Source organism: Streptomyces sp. NPDC088097, from assembly GCF_044741845.1.
In the GTDB taxonomy this organism is placed as follows: Bacteria; Actinomycetota; Actinomycetes; order Streptomycetales; family Streptomycetaceae; genus Streptomyces.
Window position 1 is genome coordinate 182,505 of sequence record NZ_JBIUTJ010000010.1, and the last position, 16,799, is coordinate 199,303.

At 70.6% G+C, this 16,799-nt stretch carries 15 protein-coding genes and 2 tRNA genes; 3 read left to right on the top strand and 14 right to left on the bottom strand.

What is annotated here, in order from left to right:
- Window positions 1-24: 24 nt before the first annotated feature.
- From ACIOD1_RS25515 to ACIOD1_RS25540, 6 genes are all read right to left on the bottom strand, one after another.
- On the bottom strand, window positions 25-1,107 hold the full coding sequence (locus ACIOD1_RS25515; protein WP_365621292.1) for a PqqD family protein: 1,083 nt from the start codon (window positions 1,105-1,107) through the stop codon (window positions 25-27).
- Between the two features lie 82 nt (window positions 1,108-1,189).
- Window positions 1,190-1,369, bottom strand: coding sequence for a hypothetical protein (locus tag ACIOD1_RS25520; protein WP_401904809.1), 180 nt, complete (start codon window positions 1,367-1,369; stop codon window positions 1,190-1,192).
- Between the two features lie 608 nt (window positions 1,370-1,977).
- Complete coding sequence (locus ACIOD1_RS25525) at window positions 1,978-2,649, bottom strand: hypothetical protein (protein WP_401904811.1); 672 nt, start codon at window positions 2,647-2,649, stop codon at window positions 1,978-1,980.
- On the bottom strand, window positions 2,646-3,188 hold the full coding sequence (locus ACIOD1_RS25530) for a SigE family RNA polymerase sigma factor (protein WP_365621139.1): 543 nt from the start codon (window positions 3,186-3,188) through the stop codon (window positions 2,646-2,648). Before ACIOD1_RS25530 ends, ACIOD1_RS25525 begins: the two co-directional genes overlap by 4 nt.
- An 85-nt stretch (window positions 3,189-3,273) precedes the next feature.
- Window positions 3,274-4,653 (bottom strand): polysaccharide lyase family 1 protein, encoded by a 1,380-nt coding sequence (locus ACIOD1_RS25535; protein WP_401904814.1) that lies wholly within the window; start codon window positions 4,651-4,653, stop codon window positions 3,274-3,276.
- Between the two features lie 54 nt (window positions 4,654-4,707).
- A complete protein-coding gene (locus ACIOD1_RS25540) occupies window positions 4,708-5,517 on the bottom strand; it encodes an endo-1,4-beta-glucanase (protein WP_401904815.1) in 810 nt (269 codons plus the stop codon).
- Between the two features lie 148 nt (window positions 5,518-5,665).
- Between ACIOD1_RS25540 and ACIOD1_RS25545 the strand changes: the two genes are divergently transcribed.
- Window positions 5,666-5,739, top strand: a tRNA-Met gene (locus ACIOD1_RS25545).
- Window positions 5,740-5,918: 179 nt separating this feature from the next.
- On the opposite strand, the gene ACIOD1_RS25550 is transcribed toward ACIOD1_RS25545, so the two are convergent.
- From ACIOD1_RS25550 to galU, 7 genes are all read right to left on the bottom strand, one after another.
- Window positions 5,919-5,992, bottom strand: a tRNA-Ala gene (locus tag ACIOD1_RS25550).
- A gap of 97 nt (window positions 5,993-6,089) precedes the next feature.
- A complete protein-coding gene (locus ACIOD1_RS25555; RefSeq protein WP_365621145.1) occupies window positions 6,090-7,136 on the bottom strand; it encodes a hypothetical protein in 1,047 nt (348 codons plus the stop codon).
- A 145-nt stretch (window positions 7,137-7,281) separates the two neighbouring features.
- Window positions 7,282-7,884 (bottom strand): GNAT family protein, encoded by a 603-nt coding sequence (locus ACIOD1_RS25560; RefSeq protein WP_365621147.1) that lies wholly within the window; start codon window positions 7,882-7,884, stop codon window positions 7,282-7,284.
- A 17-nt stretch (window positions 7,885-7,901) separates the two neighbouring features.
- Complete coding sequence (locus tag ACIOD1_RS25565) at window positions 7,902-8,450, bottom strand: MogA/MoaB family molybdenum cofactor biosynthesis protein (protein ID WP_365621295.1); 549 nt, start codon at window positions 8,448-8,450, stop codon at window positions 7,902-7,904.
- 50 nt (window positions 8,451-8,500) lie between these two features.
- Window positions 8,501-8,980 carry a cyclic pyranopterin monophosphate synthase MoaC gene (gene moaC / locus ACIOD1_RS25570; protein WP_401904818.1) on the bottom strand — a complete coding sequence of 160 codons (480 nt, stop codon included), beginning with the start codon at window positions 8,978-8,980 and terminating at the stop codon, window positions 8,501-8,503.
- A gap of 81 nt (window positions 8,981-9,061) precedes the next feature.
- Window positions 9,062-10,402, bottom strand: a complete 1,341-nt coding sequence (glp, locus tag ACIOD1_RS25575) for a gephyrin-like molybdotransferase Glp (protein ID WP_365621150.1) — start codon at window positions 10,400-10,402, stop codon at window positions 9,062-9,064.
- 4 nt (window positions 10,403-10,406) lie between these two features.
- On the bottom strand, window positions 10,407-11,309 hold the full coding sequence (gene galU, locus ACIOD1_RS25580; protein WP_365621151.1) for a UTP--glucose-1-phosphate uridylyltransferase GalU: 903 nt from the start codon (window positions 11,307-11,309) through the stop codon (window positions 10,407-10,409).
- A gap of 145 nt (window positions 11,310-11,454) precedes the next feature.
- On the opposite strand from galU, the gene ACIOD1_RS25585 reads away from it, so the two are divergent.
- The gene (locus ACIOD1_RS25585) at window positions 11,455-12,024 is read left to right on the top strand and encodes a 5-formyltetrahydrofolate cyclo-ligase (RefSeq protein ID WP_401904821.1); all 570 of its coding nucleotides are present in this window, start codon (window positions 11,455-11,457) and stop codon (window positions 12,022-12,024) included.
- On the opposite strand, the gene ACIOD1_RS25590 is transcribed toward ACIOD1_RS25585, so the two are convergent.
- Window positions 12,021-14,906: a penicillin acylase family protein gene (locus ACIOD1_RS25590; protein ID WP_365621154.1), complete on the bottom strand. Its 2,886-nt coding sequence runs from the start codon at window positions 14,904-14,906 to the stop codon at window positions 12,021-12,023. The genes ACIOD1_RS25585 and ACIOD1_RS25590 overlap by 4 nt on opposite strands.
- Window positions 14,907-15,175: 269 nt before the next feature.
- Here ACIOD1_RS25590 and ACIOD1_RS25595 point away from each other — a divergent pair, with 269 nt between their 5' ends.
- Complete coding sequence (locus tag ACIOD1_RS25595) at window positions 15,176-16,654, top strand: potassium/proton antiporter (RefSeq protein ID WP_401904874.1); 1,479 nt, start codon at window positions 15,176-15,178, stop codon at window positions 16,652-16,654.
- Window positions 16,655-16,799 lie beyond the last annotated feature (145 nt).

A 16,799-nucleotide genomic window follows, 5' to 3' on the forward strand; every position in this document is an offset into this window, starting at 1 on the left:
ACGCTTCCCATCCCCCGGGGCCGATCAGATCGAGTCGAGGACGGAGAACGGCTCTGCCCGCACCAGGTCGCGCTCGCTCAGCGACCGGAGCAGCTTCTCGACGCGCTCGGCGGTCATCGTCTTCAGCACGGGGACGTGCTCGGCGAGCCGTGCCACGGCCTCGACCACGTCCTGCTTCCCGCGTCCGTCGCAGAGCGCCCAGACGAAGGCGGCGGGGTCGCGCAGCATCAGCTGGCGACGCAGCTCCCAGTGGAGCAGGATCCCGTCGCTCTGCCCGAGGACGTTGTACGAGGGGTTGCGCCACAGTCCGTCGGCGGCGGGCACTGACGGGGCGGTCCACGCCGGCCACACGCCCAGCGGGACGCCCTGGCGGCTGAGCAGCTGACTCACCGCGATGCAGGTCTGCACGAAGAACACCAGGTCCTCGGCGCCCTGAGAGCCCCGATCGGTCCAGGTACCGCGCTGGAAGTCCGCGAACGTGTCCTTCGGGAAGCCCTCGACGGGGGTGCGCGCGAGCTGCTTGTAGACCCACTTCTTGCTGTGGTAGAGGTCCCCCGAGGCGGCCGCGACGGCCTTGCCGGCGTACGCGGTGAGGTCTTGGCCGACGAGCGCGGCGGTCTCCAGGTCACCGTCGACGGAGGCGCCGAGGAAGTCCTCCAGGTGTCCGTTGATGGCGATGGCCGAATAGTTGACCGCGACCTGGCGGATGTCGCCGATGGACTCGTCGATGCGCCGCGTGTGAGCGTCGAGCGCGGGGGACGAGAGCAGGATCTCCGAGGTGTGGAGACGACAGACGAAATCCAACTTCGACGGGAGCTTGTGCAAGTCCGTCAGATTGTCGCGCTGCAGCCGGAAAGAGGTGACCTCTTCGACGGCTTCCTCGACAAAAGCGAGGGTGTAACGCTCGACATCGACCCGGTGCCCGTCGACGTTGTATTGCGACACGTCGTCACCCATTGCCGATTCCTCGGCATAGAGGACGAACAAGTCCGCGTCACTGGTGGGATTTCCGAGGCCGGCCGTCAGGCTTCCCGCTATATAGATCGAGTCGATCGATCCGTCATTGCCGTCGGAAAGCACGCGGGCCAACTTGCGCGCCGCTTCCATCTTCTCTTCTATGATCGAGCGCGCCACGTCCGGCCTCCCCGTAATGTGGCGGGGGCCGAAAGGCCCCCGCCAGCCGACTTCATCAGATGTTGCCGATGTTGCCGATGTTCCCAATGTTGCCGATGTTGCCGATGTTGCCGATGTTGCCGATGTTGCCGATGTTGCCGATGTTGCCGATGTTGCCAACGTTCGCGGCATTGTCCTCGGCGGACTCGAACTCGACGATGTCGTCCTCGACCTCGATGACGTCCAGGTTCTCCATGCTCTTCACCTCCCCGTACACGTAGTCGCCCGGTCGGGCGCTCAGAGGAGGCCTACAAACGCGCAGGCCTCCCATCGGTCGCACCCCGCACGCGTCAGCGCACAGAGCGATCCCGAAGTTCGATGGATGCAGCCACCACACGTGAAAAGAAGAAGAGAAATGACCGGCGGGCATGCGGAATCAATTGCGCGACGGCGCAGATACGCAAATGCCCAACCAGAGCGATGATCGTGATGCGGTCCCTCGGCTATCCAACCGCGGACTTCGCTACTCCCCCATTTCCGATACAGCGCCGTTCGGGCCGTACCGTCTTTCCCCCGTGAAGATCACCTGAACCTTAGGCATGATCAACCGCTTAGGTCAAGAACTCGCTCGCGGATTAAAGGATTCCATTTATTGGTTCCGCGCTTCGCGAGGTACACCACCCCGCAAAGCGAAGGCTAAATGCACAACTGACTTCAACATGGCGCCTTGCGGCTCTACCGCTCCAAAAGGGGAGCCTTCCCGGTTCATGGTGGTGTAGCGGACATGTCGGACGACGCCCGCCGGAATGCGTCGCTCCTCGCCACCGATCGGCCGAAGGGAACCACCGGCGGGCGGCCCGCCGGTCAGAACGCGCCCCCGACCTCGCACGAGCCGCCCGCGGCCGTGGTGGCCGTCGCCTCGTAGGTGTCCTTCCCCGCGTCGCGCCCGCCCGGGGCGTGGTTGTACTGGCCGGCGAAGACGTGCCGGCCGGCCGGGACGGTCCTGCCGGCCTTCAGGGTCCATCGGTAGACCGTCGCAGCGCCGCTCCGACGGACACTGACCTCGAAGTCGTCCCCCGGCAGGGTCTGCCAGGTGCCGGTCGTCGCCACGCCGCCGGTCTGGACGATCCGGACCTCCAGGGTGAACGCGGCGAGCGGTTCGCCGCTCTGGAGGGTGATGTTGCTCTGGGCCCAGTAGGTGTTGCTGTGCGGGTCGACCGAGCCGTCGGACCACAGCGGCCCGCTCCGGGTGCTCGGGGCGCCGGTGCCGTCGGGCGCCGTCGCCTGCTGTCGGCCGCGTTCCCCGTCGTCCGGGGCGTGCGAGGCGGTGAACACCCCGGCCACGAGGGTGGTGACGCCGACGGCGAGCGTGGCGAGGGCGACGCGGCTCCACGAGAGGGCCCGCGACGGCCGACGCGCGCGCCGGGCGTCGGTGTCGACCGCGGCCATGCCGTGCCGCAGCCGCGCGAGCATCCGCTCCCGGTCGGGCTCGTGGCCCTGGGCGGCTTCCCGCAGCCTTCCCTCCACGTCGTTCACCGGCTCCCCCCTTCGGCGAGTTCCCCGACGGCCCGCGGGCCGAGCAGCTTCTGCAGTTCCGCCATGCCCTTGGAGGTCTGGCTCTTCACCGTTCCGACCGAGATGCCGAGGGCGAGCGCCGTGTCCTTCTCGGACAGGTCCAGGGCATGGCGCAGGACCACACAGGCCCGTTTTCGAAACGGCAGCCCGGCCAGGGCCCTTCGTACGTCCACGGCGGCGGCGACGTCCGGGGCGTGGGCCTCCTCGGGACGGCTCGACCAGAAGAGGACGACGCGCCTGCGCTCGCGCACCGCCGCCCGGATCCGCGTACGCGCCATGTTGGCGACGATCCCGCGGGCGTAGGCGAGGGGGTGCTCGGCACGGCGCACCCGGTCCCAGCGGTGCCACACCGCGACGAGGGCGTCCGCGGCCAGGTCGTCGGCGGCGTCCGGCTCGCCGATGAGCATGCAGGCCAGCCGGGAGAGTTCGGCGTGGTGTCGTTCGAAGAAGGCGTGGAACTCGATGGAGGCGTTGTCGTGGATCTCCTGGACGGGGACCATGCGCGACCCTCCGTTCGTTGTGCCCATGTCATGCCGCAGGACGGCAACGGCGGCGACGGTAACAGCCATGTCCGGGAACCTCGCCTCACGGAGTCCGGACGGCGGGCCCGGCGAGACCACCGGCGGCGGTCAGGACGCCGGCGCCCGCCGCCCGACCGAGCGAGCCGGGCAGTCCGGCCGCGGAGGTCTCCAGCCCGGCGGACAGCGTGGGCCGCCAATTCACCGTCGGGTGGATCCGCTTGCCGGGGTTCTCGGCGTTGTAGGCGGCGACCGGATCGGCGCTCAGGCCGTTCACGAGGTTGCCGGTGCCCGCCAGCGCGCCGGTGCCGTCGCCGGTCAGCAGCCGGGAGACCTTCCCGCCCTCGGGGAGCGTCCAGTGGTTGTACTCGGCCACCACCTGGGCCCGCGCCCGGGAGCTGATGGAGTAGCTGAAGGCGTAGCCGTGGCGCTCGGCCGTCTCGAAGAGGTTGTTGTACAGGTGGATCTCTCCGACGCGGGCCAACGGGGCGCGCTGGACGGTCCCCTGGAAGACGTTGTGGTGCAGGGTGACCCGCAGCCCGGTGTCCTCGTCACTGCCGCCGATGAGCATCGTCTTGTCGTGGTCGGCGAACCGGTTGTACGAGACCGTGACCAGGTCGGAGGCGTTGGTGATGTCGAGCGCCCCGTCGTGGACCTGATACTCGCGCCCGAAGTACCGGGGGTTGGCGCCGTCGTAGCGGGGGCCGTCGGTGAACGTGTTGTGGTCGGCCCAGACATGGGTGGCGCCCCGCAGGGAGAGCGCGTCGTAGGCGGAGTTCCAGTTGCCGTCCGAACCGTCCGTGGGATCCCACTGGGGGAAGCAGTCGCGGACGTCGGTGAAGGAGAGGTTGCGGATGATGGCGTTGTCCGCGCCCTTGACCTGGAGGCTGCCGCCCGTCAGCCCGGCGCCTGTTCCCGGTACGCCGACGATCGTGGTGTTCGACGGCACCTTGAACACGATCCGCGCCGCCTGCTTCTTCTGCGCGGCGGCCCGGGCCGACTCCTGCGCGCCGGAGGGCACCTCGGAGCGCCCCCAGACCTTCGGGTCGTACGCCTTCAGGTAGGAGGCGAGCGAGTAGCCCGTGCCCTTGGCGTAGTCCTCGCAGCGCAGGGAGCGGCCGTCGTCATCGGTGTTCGCGTCGAGGGAGCCCCTGACGCGGATGACGCGCGGCGCGGTCCCGGAGCCGGCGCTCAACGCCCGGACCAGCTCGGCCCGGGTGGAGACGGTGAACACGCGGGAAGCGCCGGCCGCCGAGCCACCGGTGGTCCCCTTGCCGCTCGCCGCCCACCCGTCGCGTGCGGGCAGCGCGGCGTGCGCGAGATCGGGGGCGGCGTGCGCGCTCACCGTCAGGGGCAGGGCGCTGAGCGCACCCGCGGCGGCCACGGAAGCGGCGGCCAGGACGGTCAAGCGGCGGGCACGGGGGCGACGGTGCGAGGGAGCGGACATGCGGAGCGTTCCTTGCCTGGGAGGGGGGAGGGGGGAGGGGGCCGGCCGGGGGTGTCAGCCCACGTCCACCGAGTAGGCGGTGGTGTCGAGCTGCGCCTTGCCGGTGAAGACCTCCGTACCGGCCTCGATCCCGCTGAGGTAGTCGGTCCGGTCCACGAGCCCGCGCTGGACCAGGGCTTGGAGGAAGTCGTCCAGGTTCAGGTGCGCGGAGTCGGTGTTGCCGACCCGGACGAAGGAGTAGACGTTCCAGCCGATGTCGCCGACGTACAGGTCCCAGGCCGCGCCGCCGATCTCCAGCCGCTCGCGCTTGGTGCCCAGCGGCCCGGCCCCGCCGTCCTTCGCGAGCCAGACCATGACCTCGTGCTTGGGCTCGCTCTGCCAGTCCGTACGGTCCGAGTCGTGCAGCCACAGGTCGTAGGCGACGTTGTACACGCTCTCCTCGGCCTCCCTCACCCGGTACGACCAGGACGTCCGCACCGGCTTGCGGTCCGAGACCCGCACCGGCAGTCCGCTCTGCTGCACCTTCCAGCCCCAGTGCCACCCCAGAACGCTGCTCGCGTACGACTTCACCGCGTTCGGGTCCCCCGACCACGCGTAGTTCGTGCCCCACCCGATGGTGGAGCCCGACCGGTAGACGTCCCAGCTACAGCTCCAGCCCCGGCCGTTCTTCGCGCCCCACGTGTTGTTGTTGATCCAGTACTTGCCCATCGGGATCGACTCGTACGGTGCGCATCCGCCGGCCGCGCTCGCCCGCTCGGCCGGGGAGGCCACGGTGTAGGCGACCGCGCCTGCCAGTGCGGCCAGGGCGACCGCTCCGGCGGTGAGCCGCGTGCGGATGAGTCGGTGGCGTCCGGAAGCTGCCATGAGGGTGGAGCCTTTCGCTCGGTGACCTTGCCCCCCTCAGTCGCCGCCCGCGCCCGATACGTTGCCGTGATCCACACCACTGCGTCCCGGTCCGCGGCCGACCCTGGTCAAGCCACCCCGCCCGGACCACGTAGAGTGGCGTTACCGACGCGGGGTGGAGCAGCTCGGTAGCTCGCTGGGCTCATAACCCAGAGGTCGCAGGTTCAAATCCTGTCCCCGCTACAAAGGCGAAGGGGCCCGGCATCAGCCGGGCCCCTTCTGCGTGCCCGGCGCCGTCGCACGCGCGCCCCGCTCGCCCCCACCCGCTCACCCCCACCGGGGAAACGCAGAAATCCCGCCCAGCCTTTCGGCTGAACGGGATTTCATGACGTTCCCGAGAGCTACTCGCGAACTGTCGTTTGTGGACCTGTGGGGATTTGAACCCCAGACCCCCTCGATGCGAACGAGGTGCGCTACCAGACTGCGCCACAGGCCCTTGCGACGTGTGAAACATTAGCATCCCCGCGCGGGTGCTCCAAAACCGGTTGTCAGGAGCGTCCGCGCAGGTCACCGACCGACGGTCGGACGTACGGTCATTCGTTCGCGGCGCGGGGGCGGTCGTCGCTCTCGTACTGGTCGAAGAGCGGCGTACGACCGCGACCCTGACCCCGAGGGCGGGGCGTGGACGGGATCTTGGGGTCCGGGGCGGGCTGCGGAGCCGGCGGTCCCGGCTGGGCGCGCAGGCGGGGTTCCGTCGGCTCGGCGGTGCTGGAGCGGGTCGAGCTCCAGCCGTCCGGGGACGCGGGGCCGGTGGCCCGGGGGGCGACCGGGGCCGTCACGTAGGTCGGCAGCGGGACCGGTACGGGCTCCCAGCTGTCCCCGCGCGCCGGACCGCGCTCGCGCTCGCGCTGCTGGTCCACCCACTCGGCGTGATCGGTCTGCTCGACCAGTGCTCGTCGGCCGGCCTCCTGTGGGGAGAGCGGCGGAGCGGGATCGGGCTCGGCGGAGGTCGCCGGCGCGGGATCGGGTTCCCGGCGGCGCGAGCGGTTCTCGCGCAGGGCGCGGGCGGCGGCCTCGGCGCGACGGCGGTCCATCGTGAACTCGTAGCGCCGCCGCTCCTGGACCCGCAGGTGCACGATGTACGTGCTCAGCAGCAGGGCGGGCACCGCCGGCACCCACAGGTACCGGAGTCCGCCGACGGCGGCGAAGACCGCGCCGACGCTGAAGACGAGGAAGAGCAGCGCGGTGGTGCGCCGACGGCGGGCCAGCACCGCGAGGCGCTGCTGACGGCGGGCCCGTTCGCTGCGTTCGACCCGTTCCGCCTCGGCGGACCTCGGCTCGCTCCTGGTCGGGGGCACGCCGAAGACCCGGTCGTCGGCTTCCACGGCGTTCACCGTTTCCGTCGCCGCGTCCGGGTCCGTCAGGGGCTCGGGCTCCGCCTGTTCCTCACCGCGCTCGCGCAGTCCCTTGGCGTAACGGCGCTCCATTCCCGCCCGGCCGGAAAGCAGCCGAATGGCGGTGGAGAAGCGTTCCGTCGGACGGGCTTCGTTCAGCTCGTCCTGCCTCCGGAGCCACATGGGCACCAAGTAGGCGGCCCAGGCCCCGACGATGACTGCGTAGATGAGGCCGCTGCTGCTCACACCCCACACCGTAGAGGGGCGCGACCGAGGGGATCAGCCAATTGCGCCGGTGTGTCGCACGATCAGTCTGATATCACGGACTTTTTTTGTGATTCTTCGGATCAGGTTATGGATGAATCCGCCCAGAATTCGAACACTTTTGCGATTAAGCGCTTTCCTGCTTCCTCCGGCGCTGCCAGCGGCTCAGCAATCCCTCCGGCACCTCCTCGGCCGTGAGCGCGAAGACGAGGTGGTCCCGCCAGGCACCGTCGATGTGGAGGTAGCGCGGGCGCATCCCTTCCTCGCGGAAGCCGAGCTTCTCCACGACGCGCCGGCTCGGCCGGTTCTCCGGGCGGATGCAGACCTCGATCCGGTGCAGGCCGACCTTGCGGAAGCAGTGGTCGACGGCGAGCGCGACCGCGGTCGGCATCACCCCGCGCCCGGCGACGTCCCGGTCCACCCAGTAGCCCACGTGGGCGGCGCACATCGAGCCCCAGGTGATCCCGGCGACCGTCAACTGGCCCACGAGCCGGCCCTGGTACTCGATGACGAAGGGCAGCATCCGGCCCGCGTTCGCCTCGGCCCGCAGGTGGCGGACCATCTGGCGGTACGTGGGCCGCTGGACCACCGGACCCCAGGGCGCGGGCGGCGGGATCGTGGCCTCCCAGGGCCGCAGCCAGTCACGGTTGCGGCGGTTGACCTCCCGCCAGGCGGCCTGGTCGCGGAACCTTATCGGCCGGAGCGTGACATCGCCGTCCGCCAGCACCACCGGCCAAGAGGGGCCGTTCAGCTCGTGCTCCCGGGGGAATCCGCCGGTCTGGGGTGGTCTCCGCCCCGGATCTGGTCGACGGCGTGCGGAAGGATCCGGGCCAGGACGGCGAGGCCGTCCCTCACCCCGCCGGTGGAACCGGGCAGGTTGACGATCAGGGTGTGCCCGGCGACCCCCGCGAGCCCGCGCGAGAGGGCCGCGGTCGGCACCTTCGCCAGGCCCTCGGCGCGGATGGCCTGCGGGATGCCCGGGATCTCGTAGTCCAGCACCCGGGCGGTGGCGTCCGGGGTCCGGTCGGTCGGGGAGATCCCGGTGCCGCCGGTGGTCAGGATGACGTCGTACCCGGCGGCCACGCCCTCGCGCAGGGCCTGCTCCACCGGGTCCCCGTCCGGGACCACGCGCGGACCGTCCACCACGAATCCGAGCTTCTCCAGGGCCTCGGCCAGCAGCGGACCGCCCTTGTCGGCGTACACGCCCCGCGAGGCGCGGTTGGAGGCGGTGACCACCAGACCGCGCGGCGCGGGAGCCCCGTCGGCGGGACCCGGCGCCCGCCAGGCCTCTCCCACCGCGGGAGGTGTGTGGACGTGCGAGTGGGCCTCGCCGCCGCGCGGGGGGTTCACGCGCGGTTCCAGTCGCCGGACTTGCCGCCGGTCTTCTCCTCCACCCGGACGTCGGTGATGACCGCGCCCTTGTCCACGGCCTTGATCATGTCGATCACGGTGAGGCCGGCGACCGCGACGGCCGTCAGCGCCTCCATCTCGACACCCGTGCGGTCGGTGGTCTTGACCGTGGCCAGGATCTCGACGGCGTCGTCGGCGACCGTGAGGTCCACCTTCACCCCGGAGACCGCGAGGGGGTGGCACAGCGGGATCAGGTCGGGGGTCCTCTTGGCGCCCATGATCCCGGCGATCCGCGCGGTGGCGAGGGCGTCGCCCTTCGGCACGCCCTCGCCCCGCAGCAGTTCGATCACCCGGGGCGAGACGAGGACGCGTCCGCTGGCCCGCGCCGTGCGGGTGGTGACGTCCTTGTCCGAGACGTCGACCATCCGGGCCGCGCCGGCCTCGTCGATGTGGGTCAGCCTGTTCTGCGTACTCATGTCTGTCGTGCCGCTCCCGCTCCGGGCCCCTGGAGCCCTGGGGCCTGTGTGGTGCAACACGCTACCCGCACCGGGGGCCCCTCAGCCGAGCAGGATCACTTCCAGCTCGGTCCCGGGCTCCACCGCCGTGATCTCCTCCGGTACGACCATCAGTGAGTCGGCGTGTGCCAGGGCGGCGATCAGGTGCGAGCCGGATCCGCCGACCGGGCTGACCGTCCCGCTCTCCGCGTCGTACTTGCCGCGCAGGAACTGGCGCCGTCCGGCCGGCGAGCCCAGCGGCCGGTCGGCCTTGAGCACGGCCCGTACCGCCGGGCGGCTGACCTCGGACTCCGGCAGGCCCATGAGGGCGCGGATCGCGGGGCGCACGAACAGCTCGAAGGAGACGTAGGACGACACCGGGTTGCCGGGCAGGGCCAGCAGCGGGGTGTGGTCGGGGCCGATGGTGCCGAAGCCCTGGGGCTTGCCGGGCTGCATCGCGAGCCTGCGGAAGTCGACGCTGCCCGCCTCGGCGGCCTCGTCCCCGGCGGAGACCGAGGTCAGGGCCTCCTTGACCACGTCGTAGGCGCCGACGCTGACGCCGCCCGTGGTGACGAGGAGGTCGGCCCGCACCAGCTGGTCCTCGATGGTCGAGCGCAGGGTGTCGGCGTCGTCGGCGACGGCTCCGACCCGGTAGGCGATGGCGCCCGCGTCCCGGGCGGCGGCCGCGAGCGCGAAGCTGTTGGAGTCGTAGATCGTCCCCGGGGTCAACGGCTCACCCGGCTGGACCAGCTCGCTGCCGGTGGACAGGACGACCACCCGGGGGCGCGGCCGGACCCGGACCGTGCCGCGGCCGATGGCGGCCAGCAGGGCGATCTGGGGCGGCCCCAGGACGGTACCGGCGGCCAGCGCCAGGTCCCCGGCCTGTACGTCGCTGCCCCGCGAGCGGACGTGCGCCCTCGCCTCGGCGGGCCGGTGGACCCGTACGTCGCCCCGCGCGCCGTCGGGCGCGGCGCTGGCCGGGGTCATCCCGGAGGCGGCGCCGGAGCCCGTGCCGCCGTCGGTCCACTCGACCGGTACGACGGCCTCCGCGCCGGGGGGCAGCGGGGCGCCGGTCATGATGCGCGCGGCCTGGCCGGGTCCCACGGTGGGCAGTTCACCGCTGCCCGCGGCGACGTCGCCGATGACGGCGAGCACCGCGGGGAACTCCTCGCTCGCACCCTGGACGTCGGCCACGCGGACGGCGTACCCGTCCATGGAGCTGTTGTCGAAGGGCGGGAGCGCGACGGGCACGGTGACGTCCTCGACCAGGACGCAGCCCTGGGCGTCGAGGAGCTGCAGCTCGATGGGCTCCAGCGGCCGGACGGCGGCGAGGACGTCCGCGAGGTGCTCGTCGACCGACCACAGGCGGTGGTGGGCGCTGTCCTGCGGTGCGGAACTGCTCAAGGTCCTACATCTCCTCCGTGACGTAACGGTGAAGCCAGGTGCGGAACTCCGGGCCGAGGTCCTCTCGTTCGCACGCGAGTCGGACGATGGCCCGCAGGTAGTCCCCGCGGTCCCCGGTGTCGTAGCGGCGGCCCCGGAAGACCACGCCGTGCACCGGGCCGCCCACGCTCTCGTCGGCGGCCAGCTTCTGCAGGGCGTCGGTGAGCTGGATCTCCCCGCCGCGGCCCGGCTCGGTCTCCCGCAGTATGCCGAAGATCGCGGGATTGAGGATGTACCGTCCGATGACCGCGTAGTTGCTGGGGGCCTCCGAGGGCTCCGGCTTCTCGACGAGACCGGTGATCCGGACGACGTCCCCGTCGTCCGTCGGCTCGACGGCGGCGCAACCGTAGAGGTGCACGCTGGCCGGGTCGACCTCCATCAGCGCGATGACCGTGCCGCCGGTGCGCGCGTGGACGTCGACCATCTGGCGCAGCAGCGGGTCGCGCGGGTCGATGAGGTCGTCGCCGAGGAGGACGGCGAAGGGCTCGCGCCCGACGTGCGGCTCCGCGCACAGCACGGCGTGGCCGAGTCCGCGCGGGTCGCCTTGGCGGACGTAGTGCATGGTGGCCAGGTCGCTGGACTCCTGGACCTTCTTCAGCCGGTCGTCGTCACCCTTGGCGATCAGGGCCGATTCCAGCTCGTAGTTCCGGTCGAAGTGGTCTTCGAGGGCGCGCTTGTTGCGCCCCGTGATCATCAGCACGTCGTCGAGGCCGGCCGAGACGGCCTCCTCCACCACGTACTGGATGGCCGGCTTGTCCACGACGGGAAGCATTTCCTTCGGGGTCGCCTTGGTCGCCGGGAGGAAGCGAGTGCCGAGGCCCGCAGCCGGAATGACGGCCTTCTTGATCACGGGGTGCGACTGATTCATGGGCAGAACGATAGTGGTTCGCACCGAACGCTCAGCAAGATTCCGGTGAATAGATCCCGTTATGGGGTAATACCAAAGGAGATGTGACGCAGCTGTGACAGAAGACCCGACCGGGAATCTGCCGGTTTCACCGGAAAAGGCCGCCTTGCGAAGCGAACTCCGGTCCGCCCGCCGGGCCTTGTCCCCCGAGGCCCGTCGCGCCGCCGCCCGCGCGCTCGCCGACTCGGCGCTGGCCCTGCCCGAACTGACCGGCGCGCACACGGTGGCCGCGTACGTCTCCGTCGGCGCGGAACCCGGCACGCGCGAGTTGCTCGACGCGCTACGGGCCGCCGGCAAGCGGGTGCTGCTCCCCCTGCTGCTGCCCGACAACGACCTCGACTGGGCGCTCTACAAGGGTCCGGAGAGCCTCGCCGAGACCGCGCACGCCGGGAAGATGCGCCTGCTGGAGCCCTGCGGCCCGCCGCTCGGCCCGGAGGCCGTCACCGGGGCCGACGCCGTGCTGCTGCCGGGGCTGGCCGTGGACCGGCGCGGGATGCGGCTCGGGCGCGGCGGGGGCTCGTACGACCGGGTGCTGGCCAGACTGGAGCGCGCCGGGGCGCATCCCGCGCTGGTGGTGCTCCTCTACGACGAAGAGGTGGTCGCGCGGGTCCCGGAGGAGCCGCACGACCACCCCGTCCGGGCGGTGGCCACCCCGTCGGGGGTGGTGCGCTTCTAAGGCTTGAGGGTCAGGGTCTCGACCGTCGCCTTGTCCACGGCTTCCTTGCCGAAGGGCCAGTCGAGCAGCTCGCCCTTGGCCCACAGGGTCGTCTGGTCCGTGTAGTTGGAGTGGTAGGCGTGACCGGAGGCGCCCGTCAGGTTGATGTAGCGGGACTTGTCCAGGTCGTTGAGGTTCACGACCATCCGCATCGACGGCACCCAGGTGACCCCGTACCCGCTGGAGGCGTTCCAGCCGGTCGCGTTGACGGTGGCCTCGCCGCCGCCCAGGTTCCACGGGCCGCGGTTGAGGAGCCACTTCATGAAGCCGGGGCCCTCGGTGCCGATCGTCTGGTTCTTGAGGTTCAGCTGGTGCAGCCGGCCCCAGCTCCAGGTGGACTGGTCCTTGCCGAGCTTGGCGGTCAGCTCCCAGCGGGCGTCCTCCATGGCCCGCGCGAAGAGCTGGTCGCGGGTGGTGGTCTCCTTCTCGCCGAGCTTGCGGGCCGGGGACTTCCACCAGGGCGACTTCTCGTCCTTGACCAGCCGGCGGACCACCTCGAACCAGCGGTCACCACCGTCGGGCTGCGCCGAGTCCGGGCCGCGGGTGCCGCATTCGCGGACCACCTCGGCCAGGTCGTCGTCGGGACCGCTGCCCTCGGTGACGTTGACGCAGTCGCCCTCGATGCGCAGTTCCTTGGGCATCTTGTCGCCGAAGGAGAGCTTGAGGATGTTGCGCCAGACCGCGTTGAAGTAGGCGGCGGCGGCCGAGTCGGGCTCCTGGGTGTAGTTCCAGCCCTCCAGCAGCTTCTGCGCCGAGCGCACGTCCGGGTCGGAGACCTGGATCTTGGCCAGCATCGGGGTCAGCAGCGTGGCGATCTCGCTGCTGTTGTCCATCTGCATGGTGCGCATGTCGTCGGTGGAGATCTTGCCGCTGTCCTTGATCTTCGCCTCGATGAGGTCGTTGATCCGCTGGCTGCGGGCGCCGTAGCCCCAGTCCGTGGTCAGGACGTACGGGTACTTGCCGGGGCCGGACTCGGTGACGGCCTGGTTGGCGGTGACGATGTAGCCGCGGGCCGGGTTGGCCTCCCAGGGCATCTCGTTCTGCGGGATGTAGCCCGAAGCGCCGTCCTTGCCACCCTTCCAGGCGTACTTCGGGTCCCAGCCCGGAGCCGGCATGCGGCCGTCGACGCCGGCGGCGCGGACGGGGATGCGGCCCGGGGCCTGGTAGCCGATGTTGCCGCTCGGGCCCTTGTTGTCGGCGTAGATCAGGTTCTGCGACGGGACCTCGAAGTCGGCCGCGGCGGCCCGGAAGGAGGCGAAGTCCTTGGCCTTGTCCAGCCTGAAGACCGCGTCCATGGACTTGCCCGGGTCCAGCGCCGTCCAGCGCAGGGCGACGGCGTAGCCGTTGCCGCGGTCGGGGGCGGAGCTGGGGACGGGGGCGCGGGTGCCGACCGTACCCAGCTCGTCGCTGCGGTCGGAGATCAGCGGCCCGTTGTTGGTGCTGCGGACGGTGATCTTCTTGCTCTTGCCGCCCGCGATCTTGATCGTCTCTTCGCGGGTGGTGAAGGGCAGCGTCTTGTTGTCGTACACGTAGCCGTCGGGCTTGACCTGCTCCAGGTAGAGGTCGGTCACGTCGGCGCCGAGGTTGGTCATGCCCCAGGCGATGTCGGCGTTGTGGCCGATGACCACGCCCGGCATGCCGGAGAAGGTGAAGCCGGAGACGTTGTACTGGCACTGGGCCGAGACGGTGCGGCAGTGCAGGCCCATCTGGTACCAGACCGAGGGCAGCTGCGGGGAGAGGTGCGGGTCGTTCGCGAGGAGCGGCTTGCCGGTCGTCGTGTACTTGCCCGCGACGACCCAGGAGTTCGACCCGATGCCGCTGCCGTTGGGGCCGAGGATGGCCGGGATCTCGTCCAGGGACTTGGAGAGGGCCGCGAGCTGCGTGCGCAGGCCGACGGTGGCGCCCTGGGCGGAGGCGTTGTTGGCGAGGCCGGTGCCCGACTGGGTGCCGGTTCCGGTGCCGGTGCCCGTTCCGGTGCCCGTGCCCGATCCGGTGCCCGTGCCCGTGCTGGAACCGGTTCCGGTTCCGGTTCCGGTGCCCGTGCCCGTACCGGAGCCCGTGCCCGTACCGGTGCCCGTGCCCTGCGGGGCGTACTTGCCGCCCGCGACGGTGCCGCCCTCGACGATCGGCTTGTTCCGGTCGAAGGGGTACGGCGGGTACAGCTCGTCGATCTGCTGCTGCGAGAGGGCGGTCGCCATCAGGGAGCGGTCGATCTCGTCCTGCATGTTTCCGCGCAGGTCCCAGGCCATCGCCTTGAGCCAGGCCACGGAGTCCACCGGCGTCCACTGCTCGGGGGCGTAATCGCCGGAGAGCTTGAGGGTCGCGTGCTCGACGGAGAGGTCCTTGCCGGACTTCCCCTTGAGGTAGGCGTTGACCCCGTCGGCGTAGGCCTGGAGGTACTTCTTGGTCTCGGGTGAGAGCTTGGTGTCGTACTCGGCCTGCGCGACCTGTCGCCAGCCCAGCGTGCGCAGGAAGGCGTCGGTCTCGACCTGGCCGGAGCCGAACATCTCCGACAGACGGCCGGAGGTCATGTGGCGGCGTACGTCCATCTCCCAGAACCGGTCCTGCGCGTGCACGAAGCCCTGCGCGCGGAAGAGGTCCTCGTCGTTGTCGGCGTAGAGCTGGGGGATCCCGTGCTCGTCGCGCTTGACGTCCACGGTCCCTGTCAGGCCTGGGACCTTGAGGGAGCCGGTGGCCTGGGGGAAGGAGGAGCGCACGGTGTCCGCGCTCCAGTACGCGCCGTAGCCGAGGACCGCCAAGAGCGCCAGGACCATGACGAGCACGAGCAGGCGTGCGCGGCGTCCCTTCTTCTTGACGGAAGGTCCGGATTCATTGGCGGGCATCGCTGTCCTTAGCGGGGCAGGTGGTCCTGGGATTGCTGGGAGCAACCATAGGCGCAGGACCACCCCCGATGATCCGCCAGGGGTCACGGTCCCGAGGACAAGGGGGAATGCCCGTTTCACAATGTGAGGAGCGCGTCAAGAAATCGTCAAAGATTAGGTAAGGTAACGAAGTACTTGCCTCCCGTCGCCTCGGGAGGAACGTTTCGTCCAATCCGTCCGCGCATTGAGGAAAGGGTCGCCCGCTGACTGTCCACACGCTCAACGAGCTCCTGCTGGTCTGCTCGCTCGTCCTGCTCGTCGCCGTCGCGGCGGTGCGCATCTCCTCGCGCAGCGGCCTTCCCAGCCTGCTCATCTACCTCGGCATAGGCATCGCCATAGGCCAGGACGGGATCGGCAACGTCGTCTTCGACAACGCCGAACTCACCCAGGTCATCGGCTACGCGGCACTCGTCGTGATCCTCGCCGAGGGCGGTCTGGGCACCAAGTGGAAAGAGATCAAGCCGGCCCTGCCGGCCGCGATCTCGCTGTCCCTGGTGGGCGTCGCGATCAGCGTGGGCGTCACGGCGTTGGGCGCGCACTACCTCGTCGGACTGGAATGGCGCCAGGCGCTGCTGATCGGCGCGGTCGTGTCCTCGACCGACGCGGCGGCCGTCTTCTCGGTCCTGCGCAAGGTGCCGTTGCCGTCACGGGTGACGGGCGTGCTGGAGGCGGAGTCCGGGTTCAACGACGCTCCCGTCGTGATCCTGGTGGTGGCCTTCGCCACCGTGGGCCCGGTGGACGACTGGTACGTGCTGATAGGCAAGATCGCCCTGGAGCTGACCATCGGCGCCGCGATCGGCCTGGCGGTGGGCTTCATGGGGGCGTACGGACTGCGGCACGTGGCACTGCCCGCCTCTGGCCTCTACCCGATCGCGGTGATGGCGATCGCCGTGGCCGCGTACGCGGCGGGCGCGATGGCCCACGGATCGGGCTTCCTCGCCGTCTACCTGGCGGCGATGGTGCTGGGCAACGCGAAGCTGCCGCACTGGCCGGCGACGCGAGGCTTCGCGGACGGGCTCGGCTGGATCGCCCAGATCGGCATGTTCGTCCTGCTGGGCCTGCTGGTCACCCCGCACGAGCTGGTGCACGACTTCTGGCCCGCGGTGATCATCGGGCTGGTGCTGACGATGGTGGCGCGCCCGCTGGAGGTCTTCGTCAGCCTGCTGCCCTTCCGGGTGCCCTGGCAGGAGCAGGCCCTGATGTCCTGGGCGGGGCTGCGCGGGGCCGTGCCCATCATCTTGGCGACCATCCCGATGGTGTCGGGGATCGAGGGCTCCGACCGGGTCTTCAACATCGTCTTCGTGCTCGTGGTCGTCTACACACTGGTGCAGGGCCCGACGCTGCCCTGGCTGGCGCGCGAGCTGAACCTGCGCGACTCCGACGAGACGGCGGCCGACCTCGGAATCGAGTCGGCGCCGCTGGAGAAGCTGCGCGGGCACCTGCTGTCCTTCGCGATCCCGTCCGCCTCGCGGATGCACGGCGTGGAGGTCGGCGAGCTGCGGCTCCCGGCGGGAGCCTCGGTGACGTTGGTGGTCCGGGACGCGAAGAGCTTCGTACCGGCGCCCTCGACGGTGCTGCGGCGCGGAGACGAGCTGCTGGTGGTGGCCACGGACCCGGTGCGGGACGCGGCCGAGGCGCGGCTGCGCGCGGTGGCGCGGGGCGGCAAGCTGGCGGGTTGGCTGGGCACCGGGGGCGGGCCGTCGCTCTAGGTGACGGGACGGGCCGCCGAGGGGGTCGGCGGCCGGGCGGCTGGAGGCCCGGTGGAGCATTTCTCGTTTGAGTGACGCTCTAATTCGGCCACTTTCGGTGGCCTGTGCCCACTATTGCCCCCATATCCAGGGCTCGGGAATGCGA